Consider the following 18,733-nt stretch of genomic DNA (forward strand, 5'->3'; position numbering starts at 1 on the left):
GTTCAGGCTTCCATCGGTTGGGATTGAGACAATTTGCGACGCAGCAGCGCTTCGTCGCACTTCGGGCAAAACTTGTGGCTGCCGGCGAGATAGCCGTGCTTCGGGCAGATCGAGAAGGTCGGCGTGACGGTCAGATACGGCAGCGAGAAGCGGGTAAGCGCGCGCTTCACGAGCGTGCGGCACGCGTCGGCGGACGACAGCGGCTCGGTCATGTACAGATGCAGCACCGTGCCGCCCGTGTATTTGCGCTGCAGGTCGTCCTGGCGTTCGAGCGCCTCGAACGGATCGTCGGTGAAGCCCACCGGCAACTGCGACGAGTTCGTGTAGTACGGCATCTGCGGCGTGCCCGCCTGCAGGATGTCCGGATAGCGGCGGCGGTCTTCCTTCGCGAAGCGGTACGTCGTGCCTTCGGCGGGCGTCGCCTCGAGGTTGTACATGTGGCCCGTTTCCTCCTGATACTCGACGATGCGCGCGCGCACGTGGTCGAGCAGGCGCAGCGCGAACGCGTGGCCCCAGTCGGTCGTCAGATCGTGCGCGTCGCGCGTGAAATTGCGGATCATCTCGTTGATGCCGTTCACGCCGAGCGTCGAGAAATGGTTGCGCAGCGTGCCGAGATAGCGCTTGGTGTACGGGAAGAGCCCGTTGTTCATGTGGTGCTGGATCACCTCGCGCTTGATCTCGAGGCTTTCCTTTCCGTAGTCGAGCAGCGTGTCGAGCCGCGCGAAGAGCGCGCGCTCGTCGCCCGCGTGCAGATAGCCGAGCCGCGCGCAATTCACGGTGACCACGCCGATCGATCCCGTCTGCTCGGCCGAGCCGAACAGGCCGTTGCCGCGCTTCATCAGCTCGCGCAGGTCGAGCTGAAGGCGGCAGCACATCGAGCGGATCATGTTCGGCTTCAGCTCCGAATTGATGAAGTTCTGGAAGTACGGCAGGCCGTAGCGCGCGGTCATCTCGAACAGGCGCTCGGCGTTCGGGCTGTGCCAGTCGAAATCGGTCGTGATGTTGTAGGTCGGAATCGGGAACGTGAACACGCGGCCCGCCGCGTCGCCCGCCTGCATCACCTCGATGTACGCCTGGTTGATCATGTCCATTTCGGGCTGCAGGTCGCCGTACGTGAACGGCATCTCTTCGCCGGCGATCACGGGCACCTGCTCGCGCAGATCCTCGGGGCAGATCCAGTCGAACGTCAGGTTCGTGAACGGCGTCTGCGTGCCCCAGCGCGACGGCACGTTCAGGTTGTAGATCAGTTCCTGAACGGACTGCCGGACTTCGGCGTAGGTGAGCGCGTCGCGGCGCACGAACGGCGCCATGTACGTATCGAACGAGCTGAACGCCTGCGCGCCCGCCCATTCGTTCTGCAGCGTGCCGAGGAAGTTCACGATCTGGCCGACCGCGCTCGACATGTGCTTCGGCGGCCCCGACTCGACCTTGCCCGGCACGCCGTTCAGCCCTTCGGTGAGCAGCGTGCGCAGCGACCAGCCCGCGCAATAGCCGGACAGCACGTCGAGATCGTGGATGTGCAGATCCGCGTTGCGGTGCGCTTCGCCGATCGCGCTCGGGTAGACGTGGCTCAGCCAGTAGTTCGCGATCACCTTGCCGGACACGTTCAGGATCAGGCCGCCGAGCGAATAGCCCTGGTTCGCGTTCGCGTTGACGCGCCAGTCCTGCCGGTCCAGGTATTCGTTGATCGACGATTCGACGTCGATCAGCGGCTTGTCGCGCGACGCCGGATTCGACGCGGCGCTGGGGTGCAGGGTCTCGGACAACGTGGGCCTCTCTCGGTGGTGGCACAAAATCTGGTGATGGGCTGAATGCTAAATACCAGATGTTGTGATGGTCAACGTCGATTCGCCGAAGTTCGGCGCGTACTTGACGGCGATTAAGGCGATGCGAATTCGGGCTGCGGCATCGGCGGCGAGGTTGCGCGGATCGGATGCGCGGCGCGCGCGGGCAGCAGGATGCGCGGCGCTGCGGCCGATGAGCGGCTTCAGGGCACGATAGGGAGGGGGCCGCGGGCGGGAGCGTGAGCGCCGCGATGTGCGGACGTCACGAGGCGCGCGAGCGCGGAGAGCGGGGCGGCAGTCGCCGGACGGTCAGGCACCATCTCGTCGAGCGATTTGCCGTCGGCGCGGCGGCGTTCTTCGCATCGGCATGCGACGGCGCGCTTGGCCGCGGGGGACCGGCGGGCGCAGCCGCCGGACCGTTGCGCGCGCAACGGGTACCGTGTGGCGGCACGGCCGGCGGCCGCCCGCATTCGATTGAGCGCCGCGCGCTTTGCGGCGGGCTCGTCGACGAGCGATGTCGAACGCGAATGCGCGCGATGCGGGTGATGGGAACGATGCGTGCCGCCGCCCGCCTACCCGCTGGTCTTCGCGTCCGAACCGGGCGCGGCCGGCGCGGGGGACGTCAGGAGTCCGGCATAGCATGCGACGTAGACGAGCAACGCGGCCGTCCAGCCGACACCGGCGGCGACGAGCCATTGCGCCGTCGCGGCGGGCGCGAGCCACGGCCCCGCGACGCGCGCGAGCGTCGCGGCGATCAGCAGCCCGTAGCACACGCGCTCGGCGACATTTGCGACGGGCTCGCGTCCCGTATGCTCGAGCGCGGTGCGCGTGATCATCCCGATGATCGCGCAGCCGATCACACCCGTCGTGAACGCGTGCAGCGCGAGCGAATGCGCGACAAGCCCGTACGCGCTCAAGGCCGTCAGTGCGAAGCCGGCCACGATCGATGCGTAAGCGGCGTGCAAAATCGACAGCATCGGCCGCCGCCGGACCGCCCAGAAGCGCCAGCCGACCAGCCGCGCCGTGTGCAGCGCGGCCGCCGCCCCGGCGAGCGAGGCGATCGCGGGCGCGGGCGCGCGCATCGCGTCGGCGATCAGCGCGGCGAGCGTCACCGACATCACCGACGATTCGACGATCCGCCACTGCTTGACCGGCAACCCGGGCTGAGCGGCCGTCGTGATCGACGGGATGATGCGTCCGCCGATGATGACGATGAAGAGCACGAGCAGCCCCGCGGCGAGATCGACGCAGCGCAGCGCCCAGTCGGCGTGTCCTTGCCGGACCCACAGGTGAAAGAGCGCGTTGAGTGCGGCGAGCATGCCGAGCGCGATGGGCAGGAAGATGCCGTGCCGATTTTTCGCGCCGATCAGCGCACGAACGAGCGCGTAGGCGATCGCCGGCAGGAACGCGACGTCGACCGCGGCCGCGGCCCAGCCGGGCCCCGTCCACATCAGCACGCGGCCAGCCAACCACAGCAGCCACAGCGCGGCGAGCGACGGGCCTTGCGCGGGATTCGTCGACGTCCAGGTGCGCAGCGACGTCAGCAGAAAGCCGGACACGATCGCGCCGCCGAAGCCGAACACCATTTCGTGCGCGTGCCAGAACAGGCCGCTCGCGGGCGCCGCGTGCCCGGCCGAGTCGTGGCCCGCGAGTGCGCCGAGCCACGCGAGCATCGCAATCGCGCCGAAGCAGGCGCCGCCGAGATAGAAGGGCCGGAAGCCGGTCGACCATAGCGCGGCGCGAGGGCCGTCGGGCGGCGCGAGCGGGCTGTGGTTCGTCGAGCGAACGAGCGGCATGACGTTCCCCTTTTTCGATATGTTGCTTTCTTGATGCATGATAGGAGAAGAAGCGCGCGCGTGCGCTGCGACAAGATTGCGCGGCTGCGTTGTTGTCCGCGCGCAAGGCACGCGCGTCCGCGCGTTGACGTGGCGGATGCGGTGAACTAAACGGCGCGCTTGCCAGCGCCGCGTTGCGACGCCGAACGGCGCGCGAGCGCGACGCCGATCGCGAGCGTCGCGGCGAAGCTCGCGATCGCGAGCGCGGCGAGTTCGCCGCCCGCGCGCCGCAGCGCGAACGCATCGAGCAGACCGCCCGCGACGCGCAGCGCGACGGCCGCGTGCAGGAGCGCGAGCGGCGCATAGAAGAACGGCCGATACGCGACGCGCAGCCGCGCGACGGCCGGCACGATGATCGGCATGTGCCCCAGGATCATCGAGAACACGAAGCCGAGCGTGAGCGCGTGCAGCGCGGCGTCGTGCGCCGGATGGCCCGGCGCGAGCGCGCCGTTCAGACCGAGCGCGCCGCTGACCGCGAGCCAGCCGTAGCCGGACAGCAGGCAGACGGCGATGAAGCGCGTGAGGCCGCGCTGGCGCACCGTGTGGCGCGCGATGTCATGGCGGATCAGCCACCACGCGAGCAGCAGCTCGCCCGCGCCGAACAGCCGCAACGCGGGCAGCGGCTGCCAGGGCGCGAGCGCGGCGGCGACGGGCAGCAACGCGGCGATGCCGCAGAAGCAGGCGCTCGCGCCGCGCGGCAGCGGGCGCACGCGCGTGAGCTCGAGCCGCTCGGCGGCGATCGTCAGGATCAGGAACGCGAGCCACCACGCAACGGCCGCGAACGGATCGCCCGTCAGCAGCCAGACGACATTGCCCGCCCACCAGCACCCGACGCTCGCGGCGAGCACCCACAGGAACAGCGCGGTTTGCCGCCGCAGCACCGCGGCGTTGACGGCGAGCGCGACGCTCGCCGCGCCGGCCAGCAGCGCGGCGGCGAGCATCGGCGGCGCGCCTGCCAGCAATGCGACGCCGGCCGCGACGGCCATCGCGGGCACGAGATACGCCCAGCGCGCGCCGAGCGCGACTGCGCGCTCGACGCCGATCACCGCGCCGAAGAACACCGGGATCATCAGCACGCCGTGCCACGCGAGCCTCGATACGGCATGTGCGGGCGCGGGCGCGCCGAGCCGCGCCAGGCCCGTCGCGATGCCGCACGCGAGCAGCGCGACGATGACGCCGCCCGCCGCGACGCGCACGATCGCGCGGGCGAGCGAAGCGGTCGGTTGCATGGCGGCGCGCATGATCTCGAGGGCGTGAAGCGCGTCAGGCGATCGGCCAGCCCATCTGCTCGCGCGCGGCGTCGCTCATCATCTTCGGCGCCCACGGCGGCTCCCAGACGAGATCGACGTCGACGGGCAACGCATCGGAGGTGAACCCGCCGAGCGTCGCCTGCACGTCGTCGATCACGACGCCCGCCATTGGACAGGCGGGCGACGTCATCGTCATCGTCACGACGATGCGCTCTTCGGTGCGTTCGATCCGGTAGACGAGACCGAGGTCGACGATGTTGACGCCGATCTCCGGATCGATGACTTCCTTGAGCGCTTCGCGCAGTGCGAGTTCGTCGGGCGTTTCGCAACGGATCGCTGAGGAATTCGACATGATTGCTCCGAACGGAGGAAGGGGAGGGGCCGGCGGGCCGCGCGACATGCACGGCCCGCCGGCTGCGCGAGAGTGCAGCTTACATGCGCTGCGCGGCCTGGCCGACGGCGCGCTCGTCGGGCTGCGGCGGCACGGGCCGGCGCAGCAGGCGAAGCGCGAACCAGCCGAGATACAGCACGCCGAACGCGAACACGACGTCGCCCGGCACGCGCAGCCACACGAGCGCGTTCATGATCGGCGCATGCACGACTTCCGGCGAGCGCGCGTACCAGAGGCCCTTCGTCACGCTCGCGTACGCTTCATAGATGCCTGACGGCAGGATCGACAGGAACACCATCATGAAGAGGCCGACGTTCAGCAGCCAGAACGCGGGCTTGAGCAGGCCGTCGCTCCACACGCTGCGAGCGGACATGCCGCGCAGGCAGAACAGCATCAGGCCGATGCCGAGCATCCCGTACACGCCGAACAGCGCGGCGTGGCCGTGCGCGGGCGTCATGTTCAGGCCCTGCACGTAGTAGAGCGAGATCGGCGGGTTGATCGAGAAGCCGAGCAGGCCCGCGCCGACGGTGTTCCACACGCCGACCGCGACGAAGCAGAGAATCGCCCACTTGTACGACTGAACCCACGGCGCGGCCTGCGACTTGCGATACGTCTGCCAGCCTTCGAGGCCGACGAGCGCGAGCGGCACCACTTCGCACGCGGAGAACACGGCGCCCACCGCGATGATCGACGTCGTCGCGCCGGTGAAGTACAGATGGTGCAGCGTGCCGAGAATGCCGCCGAACAGGAACACGATCGTTTCCATCACGATCGCGCGGTTCGCGCTTTCGAAGCGGATGAGGCCGAGGCGCGCGAAGATGAGGGCGATCACCGCGGTTGCGAACACTTCGAAGAAGCCTTCGACCCACAGGTGCACGAGCCACCATCTCCAGTACTCGATCATCGAGTAGTGGGTGTTTTGCCCCCACGCGAGCGACGACGCATAGAAGAGCCCGATGCACGCGGCGGACAGGAACACCATTGCGATCAGGCCGCGGCCTTCGGTTGCCTTGTTCTTCAGCGCGGGCATCAGCGCGCGGCCCATCAGGAACAGCCAGAACAGCAGGCCGACGAAGAGCAGGATCTGCCAGACGCGGCCCATGCTCGTATAGGCCAGGCCCTGATTGCCGATCCAGAACGAGAAGTTCGTGCCGAGATGCTTGAGCGAGCCGAGCCAGCCGGTGGCGGTCGAGCCGACGACGATGAAGATCAGCGCCCAGAACAGCACGTCGACGCCGAGCTTCTGCAGCTTCGGCTCGCGGCCGGACAGGAGCGGCGAGATGTACAGGCCCGTCGCGAGCCACGCGGTCGCGATCCAGAGGACGCCGAATTGCGTGTGGATCGTGCGGCTCACGACCCACGGCATCACGTCCGCGAGCGGAATGCCGAAGAAGCTATGGCCTTCGACCGCATAGTGCGCGGTGATCGCGCCCATGAAGACCTGCGTGAGCAGCAGGCCGATCACGACATAGAAGTACTTCTTCGTCGCGCGCATCGACGGTGTCGGCTTCACGTTGAAGAGCGGATCGTTCGTCGGGACGGCGAGCGGCGACTCATGTTCACTGTGCGCGGTGTGATACCAGATCATCGCGGCGATCGCGCCGAGCAGGATGATCACGCTCGCGATCGACCACATGCCGTTCGCGGCGGTCGGCGTGTTGCCGACGAGCGGCTCGTGCGGCCAGTTGTTCGTGTACGTGATGTCCGTTTCGCCGGGGCGGTCGGTCGTCGCCGACCATGCGGACCAGAAGAAGAACGACGCGAGCGCGGTACGGTCGGCCGCGCCCGGCACCGAGCCCGCCGTCATCGCGTACTGGTCGCGCAGCGTGTCGAGCGCAGGATCGGCGCCGAACAACGCTTCGTAGTGCTCGGCCACCCGCAGCGCCGCCGCTGCGCGCGCATCCGACAGCGTGAGGCGATCGTTCGCCGCATCGTAGCGGTTCGTGCGCATTTCATGCTTCAGGCGCGCATCGAGCATGCCTTGCTGATCGACGGACAGCTTGTCGTACGGCGCGCCGAATTGCTGGCGCGCCCACGCGTCGCGCAGTTCGAGCGCTTCGCGATGCAGCCAGTCCGCCGACCAGTCCGGCGCGACGTAGCTGCCGTGCCCCCAGACGGTGCCGAGCTGCTGGCCGCCCGACGCGAGCCACACCTGCTGACCGCGCTTGATCTGTTCGCCAGTGAAAATGACGCGCCCATTTTCACTGACGACCGTGTTCGGTATCGGCGGCGCGGCGAGATAGATGTCTCTGCCGAGCCATAGCAGGACGGCGAATGACGCGAGGCAGACAAGCCCGAGCCATGTCCATAAACGACGTGTGGAGCGCATGACCTCTCTCCTTTCAAGAGGGTGGATGTGGAGAAAAACGTTCAATGCGACGGCGGCGCAACGGGCCGTCGATTAAACATGTACAAAGAATGTATGTTTAAGCGGATGGTATGAGACGCCCATGCGGTTGTAAAGGCTCGATGCCGCGACAGGGCGGCGCGATGCCGTGGCGCGGCGCCGCGCGCGGGCCGCGAAGGCGCGCCGATATTGGGCCGCCGGGCTTGGCGGGAAAGGCGGCGTGTCAATTGGTCGCGGGCGGGCGCGATGTCGCGGCGCGAGGTGTCGGCGGGGCCGGGCGCGCGTGCGGCGCGAGGGCCGCGTCGTGCCGAGACGGTGGCGCTGCGTGAGCGAACGACGGCGATTCAGCCGAGGTCGACGCGGGTGGTCAGCGCGATCGGAGCGGGAAAGGGGGCGGCAAAGGGGCCGGCAAAGAGGCCGGTCAATGGGCACGTCAATGGGCAAGCAAGCGGGCCGCGCCAGATGCGCGGGATCGCGCGACGATCCATATCAATCGTGCAGGCGTGAGAACGTGACGGCACGAAGGCGAGAGAGCAGGAAGCCGCGAAGCAATGCGGGCCACGCAACGAAACGCGAGCGACAAGAGCGGCGACCGCGCGCCGCATGCCACTCGAAACCCCTTCCGAACCGGCGGCCAGAAGCGCGGCTGCCGCGCACGTCGGCTTGCCGCAGCGCGCACCGCGCTTCTGGCCGCCGAACGTCGGGCGGCCAGAAGCGAAGCGTGGCCGATTCACGACGCGTTCGCGATGGCGAGATCCGCCAGCACCTTCTGCCGGATCGACGGCTTGATGTTCGATTGCGCCATGTCCGCGCCATAGTGCGCGACGACCCGCGGGTTCATCACCCTGAACCACAGCGGCGGAACGTACGCGAGCAGGATCATCGCCGCGTAGCCGGCGGGCAGTTGCGGCGAATCGTCGAAGTGCCGCAGCGCCTGATATGAGCGCGTCGGATTCGCATGATGGTCGGCGTGACGTTGCAGTTGATAGAGGAACAGATTCGTCACGACGTGGTTGCTGTTCCACGAATGCTGCGGCGTGCAGCGCTCGTAGCGTCCGGTCGGCAACTGCCTGCGGCCCAGTCCGTAATGCTCGACATAGTTCACGACCTCGAGCAGCGATGCGCCGTAGGCCGCCTGGATCAGCAGGAACGGCACGACCTTCGCGCCGCCGAACGCGATCGCGGCGCTCCAGAGCGCGACCGTCATCGCCCATGCCTGCAGCACCTCGTTGCGCCACGACCAGACCGAGCGGCCGCTTCGCGCGAGGCGCTCCCTTTCGAGCCGCCACGCGGATGCGACGCTGCCCGTCACGGTGCGCGGCAGGAACGCCCAGAACGATTCGCCGTAGCGCGCGCTCGCGGGATCGTTCGGCGTCGCGACGCGCACGTGGTGTCCGCGATTGTGCTCGACGAAGAAGTGGCCGTACGCGACGGGCGCGAGCGTGATCTTCGCGAGCCAGCGCTCGAGGCGGCTCGTCTTGTGGCCGAGCTCGTGCGCGGTGTTGATCGAGATGCCGGTTGCCGCGCCGAGCGAGAGCGCGAAGCCGAGATAGTCGTACCACACGAGCGGCTTCGTGCCGACGATCCATATCGCGCCCGCGAACGCGACGTAGACGACGAAGGTCGCGAGATAGACGACGTAACGATAGTAGCGGTCGCTTTCGAGCCGCGGCACGATCGATTCGGGCGGATTCTCGCTGTCCACGCCGATCAGCAGGTCGAGCACCGGAATGACGCCGAACGCGAAGAGCGGCCCGAACCACCAGAAGATGTGCCAGCCGGTCGACAGCGCAAGGAGCGCGGCGAGAAGCGGCAGCGTGATCGTCAGCGCGCCGAGCAGCCACCAATAGCGTTTCGTGTCGGCCCAGTCGTCCGACGCCGGTTGCTGGATTGCCATTGTCTCCCTCCAAGTTGTGTACCGATCTCCTCGTGTTCCGGCGAGTGGCGTGCGCGAGCGATCGATCGCCGTTCGCGCCGACGGGTTCATGCCCGTTGCGCTGATTTATACGTGCTCAATTATCGTTCAGCCAAACATTCGGATTAGGGCGCGACCTCCAAACATCGGCGTGGCCGGCAGGCGCCGTGGTGCCGCTTGTATCGGGCGACGATTCAAACATCCGTGTATTCCATGATTGCCGAACGAATGACGTGTAACAGCGAGGGTATTTCCGTATATTCGAGGGCGACGCACGACGCATGAAAGCGCGGTATCGCGTGCGTTCGCTCGCCAGCGTATTCGGCCGGCCGATGCCGCCCGGCGCTGCCTTCGATGCAGCCGGTGCGCGTCGGCCCTGTTACGGTTGTCTTTCATCGGAGCCCATCCATTGTCTTCATTCGACTCGACCGCACCCGCCGTCGTTTGGTTTCGCGATGATCTGCGCGTATCCGATCATCCCGCGCTCGCGCGCGCCGCCGAGTCCGGGCGCCCTGTGATCGGCGTCTATGTGTTCGACGAGCGCGCCGGCGGGCGAGCGTTGGGCGGCGCGGCGCGCTGGTGGCTGCACGGATCGCTGCGCGCGCTCGATGCGGCGCTCGCCGGGCTGGGCGGCCGGCTCGTGCTGTTGCGCGGCGACGAGGCCGACACGTTCGTTTCGTTCGTCGCGGCGCTCGGCGCGGGCGCCGTCTACTGGAACCGTCGCTATGCGTTCGCTCAGCGCGCGCTCGACAATGCGGTGCAGACCGCGCTCGACGCGCGGCGCGTCGCGGTCGAGACGTTCAACGCGAGCCTGCTGTTCGAGCCGGACGATATCGTCAACGGGGACGGTCGTCCGTATCAGGTGTTCGGGGCGTACTGGCGTGCGGCGCTGCGCCGCGGCGCGCCGCCGCCGCCGCTCGCCGCGCCGCGGCGCCTGAACGGCGGCGCGCTGCCCGAGGCGCTCGCTCGACGGCGAGTCGAGCTCGACGCGCTCGGGCTCGAGCCGACGCGCCCGGACTGGGCGGGCGGCTTGCGCGATGCGTGGCGCTTCGGCGAGGATGCCGCGCACAGCCTGCTGCGCGCGTTCGTCGACAGCCGGCTCGGCGGCTACGCGACCGAGCGCGACCGGCCGGGCATCGCGTCGACGAGCCGCCTGTCGCCTTACGTGCGCTTCGGCAACCTGTCGGTGCGGCAGATCTGGCAGGCGGCCGTCGACGCGCACGCGCACCGCGCGGCGACGCAAGCGGATCTCGACAAGTTTCTGAGCGAGCTCGGCTGGCGGGAGTTTTGCTGGGCTCAGCTGTACCGCTTCCCGGATCTGCCGCGCCGCAATCTGCGCCATACGCTCGACGGAATGCCCTGGCGCGACGATCCCGCCGGGCTCGCCGCGTGGCGGCGCGGCGCGACGGGCTACCCGTTCGTCGATGCCGGCATGCGCGAGCTCTGGGCGACGGGCTGGATGCACAATCGCGCGCGGATGGTATGCGCGTCATTCCTCGTCAAGCATCTGCTGATCGACTGGCGGGAGGGCGAGGCGTGGTTCTGGGACACGCTCGTCGACGCTGACGCCGCGTCGAACGCGGCGAACTGGCAGTGGGTCGCGGGCTGCGGCGCGGACGCCGCGCCGTACTTCCGGATTTTCAATCCGGTCGCGCAGGGCAAGAAGTTCGATCCGGACGGTGCCTACGTGCGGCGCTGGGTGCCCGAGCTGGCCGGCTTGCCGCCGGCCGCGATCCACGAGCCGTGGGCCGCGCCGCCCGCGCAGCTTGCCGCGGCGGGCGTGCGGCTCGGCGACACCTACCCGGTGCCGGTCGTCGCGCACGACGCCGCGCGCCGGCGCGCACTCGACGCATTCGCGACAGCAGGATGAATCTGACGCTGGAGGATTGAATCTTTTGTAATTGATTGGGCTGACATAGTCCTGGAAGACCGCATTTTTTTATCGCTTCCAGTGGTTAAACTCTCACCTCGTGTCAGGAGGATGTTTGGCAGGGGTTAGCGTATGGAAATGACAGGCGGTTTTCCGCCGGAGGCGGTCGCTCCGGTCGTATGGATGACGGGGCTGCCAGGGGCCGGCAAGACGACGACGGCGAACGCGTTGCTCAGCCGGCTGCTCGAGGGCGGCGCGAAGGCGATCGTGCTCGACGGCGATACGCTGCGCACCGGCCTTTGCGCCGATCTCGGCTTTTCCGATGGCGACCGGATGGAGAACATCCGCCGCTTCGCGCATGTGGCGAGGCTGTTCCAGCTCGAAGGCTATGTCGTGATCGTCGCGACGATCTCGCCGCTGCAGGCGCATCGCGATCTCGCGCGCTCGATCGTCGGGAAGGGGTTTTTCGAGACCTACGTCGCGACGCCGCTCGAAGTGTGCCGCTCGCGCGACCCGAAGGGCATGTACGCGCGTGCCGAACAGGGGCGGCTGATGCAGTTCACGGGCGTGTCGGGCGCGTACGAGCCGCCCGTCGCGCCCGACATCTCGATCGACACGACGAACTGCAGCGTCGCGTTTTCGCTCGCCGAAGTCATGGCGCAACTCGCGCGGGCGAGCGCGTTGCCGGGGCAGTTCGCCGCTGCCGCGTCGGCACCCGCCACGGCGCGCGGCTGACCGAGGTTCGAATCCCGGCGCGCGGGCCCGCTCGCCGCCGCGCGGCGGATCGCGCGACGTCCGCCCGGCGCTTGCCGCCGCGCTCGCTTGCCTGTTCGTCTGCGTTTGATCGCGTCCCGCGGGAAAGCGGGTCGCGCCGCTGCGCATCTCGCGCGTTCGCAGGCGCGGCGCGACGCCCGCCGCGTGAAGTGGCGACGTCGCGCGCGGACCGTCGTCCGCCGGCGGGCGTTCGCCGCCTGTCGGCGCGCCTGCGGCGCGTCATTCAACCGACGAATGCGCCGCGCGCATATTGCGATGCAATGCGCGTGTCGTGTTCCGCGTGCGCGCGCATCGCGATGAGCGCGCAATGCACGGATTCACTCGTCGGTTAAAAAGCGCGATGTCGCGCGCCGCGGGCATTGACGCGCCCAATGCCCTTCACTCGCTTTTTACCCGCGTTCCCACCCATTTCGCCGGCGCTTGCGCAACGTTTTTTTGAGATGCGCGGGCGCCGCGCGTGAATAATCCGAGCAAGCATTGAGCGATCTCTTCGGCTATTCGAGCGGCGTATGGGGCCGTTTTGAGGAATGAAAAAATCTCATTTGCCCGAAGGTCGTCGCGCATGTGTAATTCGAATCGCATTACACGAAAACGCAAACCGCATAAGCACAATCAATCATAAATACATGCTGATCATTCGGGCCGGTTGATCTTGCCTCGCATTGCCGCGTCGGGCGCGGCGCATCGTACCGCTACGCGAGAAACTTCGGCTTGTCCGAGCATGGAGAACCGATGAGGGCGGCGATGGGGAATTGGGCGGAGGATCTGCTGGCGGGGCTCGACAGCGCACGATCCGAGGATGAGGCGTTTCGGAGCATCGAAACCGCGGCGACGGCCCTCGATTTCGAATACTGCGCGTACGGGCTGCGCGTGCCCTGGCCGCTGTCCAGGCCGCGCATCGAGACGCGCAGCAACTTTCCCGAGCAATGGAAGCGGCGCTACGTCGAGGCGGGTTTTCTGGACGTCGATCCGATCCTCGCGCACGGCCGCCGGTCGCAGCAGCCTGTCGTCCTGAACGAGACACTGTTTGCATCCTCGCATCAGATGTGGGTCGAGGCGCAGTCGTTCGGGCTGCGGTTCGGCTGGGCGCAGTCGAGCTTCGACGCGTACGGCGGCATGGGCATGCTCGCGCTCGTCCGCTCGCGCGAGCCCGTGACGCACGCGGAGCTCGATGCGAAGGAGTACCGGATGCGCTGGCTCGTGCGCACCGCGCACGCCGCGCTCGGCCGCATGATGTTGCCGAAGCTGATGGCGGACCCGGAGCGCGGGCTGACCGAGCGCGAGGTCGAGGTGCTCAAATGGGCGGCGGACGGCAAGACGTCGGGCGAGATCTCGAAGATTCTCGCGATTTCCGTCGATACGGTGAACTTCCACGTGAAGAACGCGATCCTGAAGCTCAGGACCGCGAACAAGACCGCAGCCGTCGTGCGCGCGGCGATGCTCGGGTTGTTGAGTTAAACCGGGCCGCGCGCGGCGCGGGCCGGGCGGCGTGAGCGCGCGGCCCGCGCCGCCGTTTTCCGGCTTGGCGTGGCTCGCTGCCGGCTTTGCGCAAATCGAGTAACGTATCGTTGTCGCGTCGCGTCGCGTCGCGTCGCGTCGCGTCGCGTCGCGTCGCGTCGCGTCGCGTCGCGTCGCGTCGCGTCGCCACTCGGCCACTCGGCCACTCGGCCGCGCGGCCGCGCGGACGCCGCCGGCCGTGTCGTTCGATTCGGCGGGCGCGGCCGCGCGATGGCCGGGCGGCGGCACGCGGGGCAAAGACCTGCCAGAACCCGATCAGACGGCGGCGTGCGGCCGCATCGAGGCGCGCCGCGCGTGCGCGACGTCGCCGCATCGATTTCGCCCGCCTCCGGCGAACGCGCCGTCGGACGCGCATTCGCGCATACGCGGATACGCGGCCGGCCGATGCGAGAGGGCGGCCGCGCGGCGTGCCAACCCGACACAACCATGAAGGAGACGATATGCCGGACCCGCAGCCCGACGCCATTGCGCCCGAGCCTTTCGTCGCGCCGGCCGCCGACGGCTTCCCCGTGCGCGGCTTCGCGTGGCGGCATCGCAGTCCGGCGGCGGGCCGGCCGGTGACGGTCATCAATTGCGCGACGTCCGTGCGCTGCCGCTATTACTTCCGCTTCGCCGCCTATCTGTTCCGCCACGGCAGCGACGTGCTCGTCTACGACTATCGCGGCATCGGCGAATCGCGGCCCGCGTCGCTCGCCGGCTTTCACGCGAGCTGGCTCGACTGGGGCCGCCTCGATTGCGATGCGGTGCTGCAATATGCGTCGCGCACGTTCGCGGGCCAGCCCGTCGACGTCGTCGCGCACAGCGTCGGCGGCGTCGCGCTCGGGCTCGCGGCGTCGAATCCGGTCGTGCGGCGCGCGCTCACGGTTGGCTCGCAATACGCGTACTGGCGCGATTACGCGGGCCCGCATCGGCTGCGGATGCTGATCAAATGGCATTTCGCGATGCCGATTCTCGCGCGCGTGTTCGGCTACGTTCCGGCCAAGCGGCTCGGCTGGATGGAGGACACGCCGCGCGGCGTCGCGCTGTCGTGGAGCCGCAGCCGGCCGCGCTTCGAGGATGCGTACTTGCGCGCGCCGCTCGACGAGACGCCCGATGCGCGGCGCGATCTCGTCGAGCGCTTTACGCGCCTCACCGCGCCGATGCTCGCGATCGGCCTGTCGGACGACGAGTTCGGCAGCGTCGAGGCGGTCGAGCGCTTGCTCGGCTATTACACGCGCAGCGCGGTCACGCATCTGCGGATCGCGCCCGAGCAGATCGGCGCGGCGTCGATCGGGCATTTCGCGTTCTTCCACAGCCGCTTCGAACCGACGCTCTGGCCGATCGCGCTAGGCTGGCTGAAGACGGGCGCGCTCGCGCCGCAGACGCCGGGCGACGTCTATCGGCAGTCGTGCGCGCCCGAGCGCGGGCTCGCGGCGCGCGACGAGGCGGGCCGGACGGTCGCCGGCTGAGCGGCGCGGGACGGCCGCGGCCGGCAGGGGCGCGAAGATCCGTTACCATCGAGCGAAGTCCACCGCCTGCACCACATGCCCCGCCGCCGATGCGCCAGCCGACCGACGCCGCCTTGCCGCTCCTGACCGACGACGCCTATCGCGCCGTCGAATTGCCGCCGCCCGCAGCGGCGCAACGCGCCGGCGTGCGGCTCGTGCGGCTCGATTTCGATTTCGACGCGGCGCACCGCACGCGCGCGCTGACGTGGCTGAGCGACGCCGAGCGCGCGCGCGCTCGCCGCTTCATGCGTGCGGAGGACGCGCTGCGCAGCGCCGCGACGCGCGCCGTCGTGCGTGGCGTGATCGGCGCGGTGCTCGGTGTGCCGCCCGCCGAGTTGCGGATCGTGACCGACGCGTCCGGGCGCCCGCGGCTCGCGCCCGAGCATGAGACGCTCGACTTCAACGTGTCGCATTCGGGCGCGCACGCGCTGATCGCGTGGAGCCGTGCCGCGCGTGTCGGCGTCGACATCGAGGCGCGGCGGGCGGGCGTCGACTGGCGCTCGCTCGGTCGCGCGGTGTTCGCGCCCGCGGAAGCGGCGGCGATCGGCGCGCTGTCCGCCGACGAGCGCGAATCGGCGTGCTATCGCGTATGGGCGGCGAAGGAGGCGCTGCTGAAGGCGCTCGGCACGGGGATCGGCGGCGGTCTGACCGCGTTTTCGGTGCTGGCGGGCGGCGCGCCGTCGGGCGCGGGCCGTGAGCCCGTCGTCGAGATCGTCGAGCCGAAGTCGGCCGCGAGCGGCGTGGCGGCGTTCGACGCCGTGTGGCTCGACGCGCCCTCAGGCTATGCGGCCTGCGTGGCATGGCGGCGCGCGGAGGCGGGGGCGTTCTAGCCGCGGTTCGTCGTGCGGCGGCGCATGGGCGCGTTTTCGATCCGCGCGAGACGCTTCGTCTGCCGGATGACGCGCAACCGTGTGGCGCGCGGCGCGAGATCGGGATCGACGCTCGCCGTTTCGTTGCTCCGATGCCGCCATGCGGCGGCCGACGGATTCTTCGCGGCTTTGCCTCGCGATCGCCACGCCTGAGGCCGTCACGGTGTCGGTTGCGCCGACGAGCGCGCCGGCTACGCGCGCCACCCATCGTTCGCGCCGCTCTCCGCCGCGATGCGGCATCCATGCCGTCGAGCGTCGCGCCGCCGACGCCTCGACGATCCGAGCGGCCCGGCCGAGCCGTCCGGCCGAATGCGCGCGACCTCGCGAGCCGCGCCGGCCTAGGGGAAACTCCTAGCCCCGATTTTTGAAAAACAAGTTGTCTATACAACATCGAGTCACTACACTCGTCTCATTCCGAAAACTTGTATAGACAGGACCCCTTCATGATCACGCTGACCCCAGGCCGCCTGACTCTCCCGCAACTGCGCCGGATCGCCCGCGAGAACGTGCAGATCGCGCTCGATCCCGCGAGCTTCGCCGCGATCGACCGGGGTGCGCAGGCGGTCGCCGACATCGCCGCGAAGGGCGAGCCGGCGTACGGCATCAACACGGGCTTCGGACGCCTCGCGAGCACGCACATCCCGCACGATCAACTCGAGCTGCTGCAGAGGAACCTGGTGCTCTCGCACGCGGTGGGCGTCGGCGAGCCGATGGCGCGCCCCGTCGTGCGCCTGCTGATGGCGCTCAAGCTGTCGAGCCTCGGCCGCGGCCACTCGGGCATCCGCCGCGTCGTGATGGACGCGCTCGTCAAGCTGTTCAACGCCGACGTGCTGCCGCTCATCCCGGTCAAGGGCTCGGTCGGCGCGTCGGGCGACCTCTCGCCGCTCGCGCACATGTCGGCGGTGCTGCTCGGCATCGGCGACGTGTTCATTCGCGGCGAGCGCGCGAGCGCGACGGACGGGCTGCGCGTCGCGGGCCTCGCGCCGCTCACGCTCGAAGCGAAGGAGGGCCTCGCGCTGCTGAACGGCACGCAGGCGTCCACGGCGCTCGCGCTCGACAACCTGTTCGCGATCGAAGACCTGTACCGCACGGCGCTCGTGTCGGGCGCGCTGTCGGTCGACGCGGCGGCGGGCTCGGTGAAACCGTTCGACGCGCGCATCCACGAACTGCGCGGCCATCGCGGCCAGATCGACGCGGCCGCCGCGTACCGGTCGCTGCTCGACGGCTCGGCGATCAACGTGTCGCACCGCGACTGCGGCAAGGTGCAGGACCCGTACAGCCTGCGCTGCCAGCCGCAGGTGATGGGCGCATGCCTCGACCAGATCCGTCACGCGGCGGGCGTGCTGCTCGTCGAAGCGAACGCGGTGTCGGACAACCCGCTGATCTTCCCGGATACGGGCGAGGTGCTCTCGGGCGGGAACTTCCACGCGGAGCCCGTCGCGTTCGCGGCCGACAATCTCGCGATCGCCGCAGCCGAAATCGGCGCGCTCGCCGAGCGCCGCATCGCGCTTCTCATCGACGCGACGCTCTCCGGCCTGCCCCCGTTCCTCGTGAGGGACGGCGGCGTGAACTCGGGCTTCATGATCGCGCACGTGACGGCCGCCGCGCTCGCGTCGGAGAACAAGACGCTCGCGCATCCGGCGTCGGTCGATTCGCTGCCGACGTCGGCGAACCAGGAAGACCATGTGTCGATGGCGACGTTCGCCGCGCGCAAGCTCGCGGACATCGCGGAGAACGTCGCGAACATCCTCGCGATCGAGCTGCTCGCCGCCGCGCAGGGCGTCGACCTGCGCGCGCCGCACGAAACGAGCCCGGCGCTGCAGCACGCGATGGAGACGATCCGCGCGGACGTCGCGCACTACGATCTCGACCATTACTTCGCGCCCGACATCGCGGTGGTCGCGCAGCGCGTGCGCGAGCGCGCGTTCGCGACGCTGAGCCCGCTGTCGTTCGAATCGGAACAATAAGACGATGAGCACGCCCGCCTATCAGGAAATCAAGGATTTCATCCTCGCGCGCATTCACGCCGGCGAATGGGCGGAAGGCGATCAGGTGCCGTCCGAGAACGAGCTCGCGCGCGACTTCAAGGTCGCGCGGATGACCGTCAACCGCGCGCTGCGCGAGCTGACGGCCGAGCAGGTGCTCACGCGCATCCAGGGGGCGGGCACCTTCGTCGCGCGGCCGAAGTACGAATCGACGCTCGTCGCGATCCGCAGCATCTCCGACGAAGTCGCCGCGCGCGGCCACAAGCATCACGCGCGCGTGCTCGACCTCGTCACGATGAAAGCCGACGAGGCGCTCGCCGACGAGATGCAGGTGCCGCTCCACACGAAGCTCTTCCGCTCGGTGATGCTGCACTACGAGAACGACGAGCCCGTGCAGATCGAGGAACGCTGGGTCAATCCCGCCGTCGCCGCGGATTACGCGGATCAGGACTTCTCGGCGATCACGCCGAACCAGTACCTGATGCGCGTCGCGCCGCTGCAGCGCGTCGAGTACCGGATCGAGGCGGCGATGCCCGATCGCGCGATGCGCGAGGAGCTCGAGATGAGCGACGCCGAGCCGTGCCTCGTGCTGCATCGGCGCACGTGGTCGCAGGGCGTCGTCGCATCGGTCGTGAACCTCTGGCACCCGGGCAGCCGCTATCGCTTCACCGGCCATTTCTGAACGCTTGACGAACCTTCACATCCTTT

General features: G+C 68.9%; 13 protein-coding genes. 7 read left to right on the forward strand and 6 right to left on the reverse strand.

Annotated features, from left to right (window positions below; translation table 11 throughout):
• Window positions 1-2: 2 nt before the first annotated feature.
• The 6 genes from BTH_RS21435 to BTH_RS21460 form a co-directional block, all read right to left on the reverse strand.
• Entirely contained in the window at window positions 3-1,766 is a 1,764-nt protein-coding gene (locus tag BTH_RS21435; protein ID WP_009890100.1) for a ribonucleoside triphosphate reductase, read from the reverse strand.
• A 590-nt stretch (window positions 1,767-2,356) separates the two neighbouring features.
• A complete protein-coding gene (locus tag BTH_RS21440; RefSeq protein WP_009890101.1) occupies window positions 2,357-3,580 on the reverse strand; it encodes an NnrS family protein in 1,224 nt (407 codons plus the stop codon).
• Window positions 3,581-3,726: 146 nt separating this feature from the next.
• Entirely contained in the window at window positions 3,727-4,860 is a 1,134-nt protein-coding gene (locus tag BTH_RS21445; RefSeq protein ID WP_009890102.1) for a hypothetical protein, read from the reverse strand.
• Between the two features lie 22 nt (window positions 4,861-4,882).
• On the reverse strand, window positions 4,883-5,221 hold the full coding sequence (locus BTH_RS21450) for a metal-sulfur cluster assembly factor (protein ID WP_009890103.1): 339 nt from the start codon (window positions 5,219-5,221) through the stop codon (window positions 4,883-4,885).
• A 79-nt stretch (window positions 5,222-5,300) separates the two neighbouring features.
• On the reverse strand, window positions 5,301-7,589 hold the full coding sequence (locus tag BTH_RS21455; RefSeq protein WP_009890104.1) for a nitric-oxide reductase large subunit: 2,289 nt from the start codon (window positions 7,587-7,589) through the stop codon (window positions 5,301-5,303).
• Window positions 7,590-8,337: 748 nt separating this feature from the next.
• A complete protein-coding gene (locus BTH_RS21460) occupies window positions 8,338-9,504 on the reverse strand; it encodes an alkane 1-monooxygenase (protein ID WP_009890105.1) in 1,167 nt (388 codons plus the stop codon).
• A 427-nt stretch (window positions 9,505-9,931) separates the two neighbouring features.
• Between BTH_RS21460 and BTH_RS21465 the strand changes: the two genes are divergently transcribed.
• The 7 genes from BTH_RS21465 to hutC all read left to right on the forward strand — a co-directional run bounded on the left by BTH_RS21465 (window position 9,932) and on the right by hutC (window position 18,707).
• Window positions 9,932-11,392, forward strand: a complete 1,461-nt coding sequence (locus BTH_RS21465; protein ID WP_009890106.1) for a cryptochrome/photolyase family protein — start codon at window positions 9,932-9,934, stop codon at window positions 11,390-11,392.
• A gap of 132 nt (window positions 11,393-11,524) precedes the next feature.
• Entirely contained in the window at window positions 11,525-12,127 is a 603-nt protein-coding gene (gene cysC, locus BTH_RS21470; RefSeq protein WP_009890107.1) for an adenylyl-sulfate kinase, read from the forward strand.
• Between the two features lie 783 nt (window positions 12,128-12,910).
• Window positions 12,911-13,624, forward strand: coding sequence for an autoinducer binding domain-containing protein (locus tag BTH_RS21480; protein ID WP_009890108.1), 714 nt, complete (start codon window positions 12,911-12,913; stop codon window positions 13,622-13,624).
• 500 nt (window positions 13,625-14,124) lie between these two features.
• Window positions 14,125-15,132, forward strand: a complete 1,008-nt coding sequence (locus tag BTH_RS21485) for an alpha/beta hydrolase family protein (RefSeq protein WP_009890110.1) — start codon at window positions 14,125-14,127, stop codon at window positions 15,130-15,132.
• Between the two features lie 89 nt (window positions 15,133-15,221).
• Window positions 15,222-16,001: a 4'-phosphopantetheinyl transferase family protein gene (locus BTH_RS21490; protein WP_009890111.1), complete on the forward strand. Its 780-nt coding sequence runs from the start codon at window positions 15,222-15,224 to the stop codon at window positions 15,999-16,001.
• A 482-nt stretch (window positions 16,002-16,483) separates the two neighbouring features.
• Window positions 16,484-18,007 (forward strand): histidine ammonia-lyase, encoded by a 1,524-nt coding sequence (gene hutH, locus BTH_RS21495; RefSeq protein WP_009890112.1) that lies wholly within the window; start codon window positions 16,484-16,486, stop codon window positions 18,005-18,007.
• Between the two features lie 4 nt (window positions 18,008-18,011).
• Entirely contained in the window at window positions 18,012-18,707 is a 696-nt protein-coding gene (gene hutC / locus BTH_RS21500) for a histidine utilization repressor (protein WP_009890113.1), read from the forward strand.
• Window positions 18,708-18,733 lie beyond the last annotated feature (26 nt).

Origin of the sequence: Burkholderia thailandensis E264 (assembly GCF_000012365.1) — a bacterium.
In the GTDB taxonomy this organism is placed as follows: domain Bacteria; phylum Pseudomonadota; class Gammaproteobacteria; order Burkholderiales; family Burkholderiaceae; genus Burkholderia; species Burkholderia thailandensis.

What these genes read in the sequence shown, in the direction of transcription:
- hutC (WP_009890113.1), top strand. Translation starts at nt 18,012, where the DNA reads ATGAGCACGCCCGCCTATCAGGAAATCAAGGATTTCATCCTCGCGCGC.
- BTH_RS21455 (WP_009890104.1), bottom strand. Translation starts at nt 7,589, where the DNA reads ATGCGCTCCACACGTCGTTTATGGACATGGCTCGGGCTTGTCTGCCTC.
- BTH_RS21490 (WP_009890111.1), top strand. Translation starts at nt 15,222, where the DNA reads ATGCGCCAGCCGACCGACGCCGCCTTGCCGCTCCTGACCGACGACGCC.
- BTH_RS21440 (WP_009890101.1), bottom strand. Translation starts at nt 3,580, where the DNA reads ATGCCGCTCGTTCGCTCGACGAACCACAGCCCGCTCGCGCCGCCCGAC.
- hutH (WP_009890112.1), top strand. Translation starts at nt 16,484, where the DNA reads ATGATCACGCTGACCCCAGGCCGCCTGACTCTCCCGCAACTGCGCCGG.
- BTH_RS21480 (WP_009890108.1), top strand. Translation starts at nt 12,911, where the DNA reads ATGGGGAATTGGGCGGAGGATCTGCTGGCGGGGCTCGACAGCGCACGA.
- BTH_RS21485 (WP_009890110.1), top strand. Translation starts at nt 14,125, where the DNA reads ATGCCGGACCCGCAGCCCGACGCCATTGCGCCCGAGCCTTTCGTCGCG.
- BTH_RS21450 (WP_009890103.1), bottom strand. Translation starts at nt 5,221, where the DNA reads ATGTCGAATTCCTCAGCGATCCGTTGCGAAACGCCCGACGAACTCGCA.
- cysC (WP_009890107.1), top strand. Translation starts at nt 11,525, where the DNA reads ATGGAAATGACAGGCGGTTTTCCGCCGGAGGCGGTCGCTCCGGTCGTA.
- BTH_RS21460 (WP_009890105.1), bottom strand. Translation starts at nt 9,504, where the DNA reads ATGGCAATCCAGCAACCGGCGTCGGACGACTGGGCCGACACGAAACGC.
- BTH_RS21445 (WP_009890102.1), bottom strand. Translation starts at nt 4,860, where the DNA reads ATGCGCGCCGCCATGCAACCGACCGCTTCGCTCGCCCGCGCGATCGTG.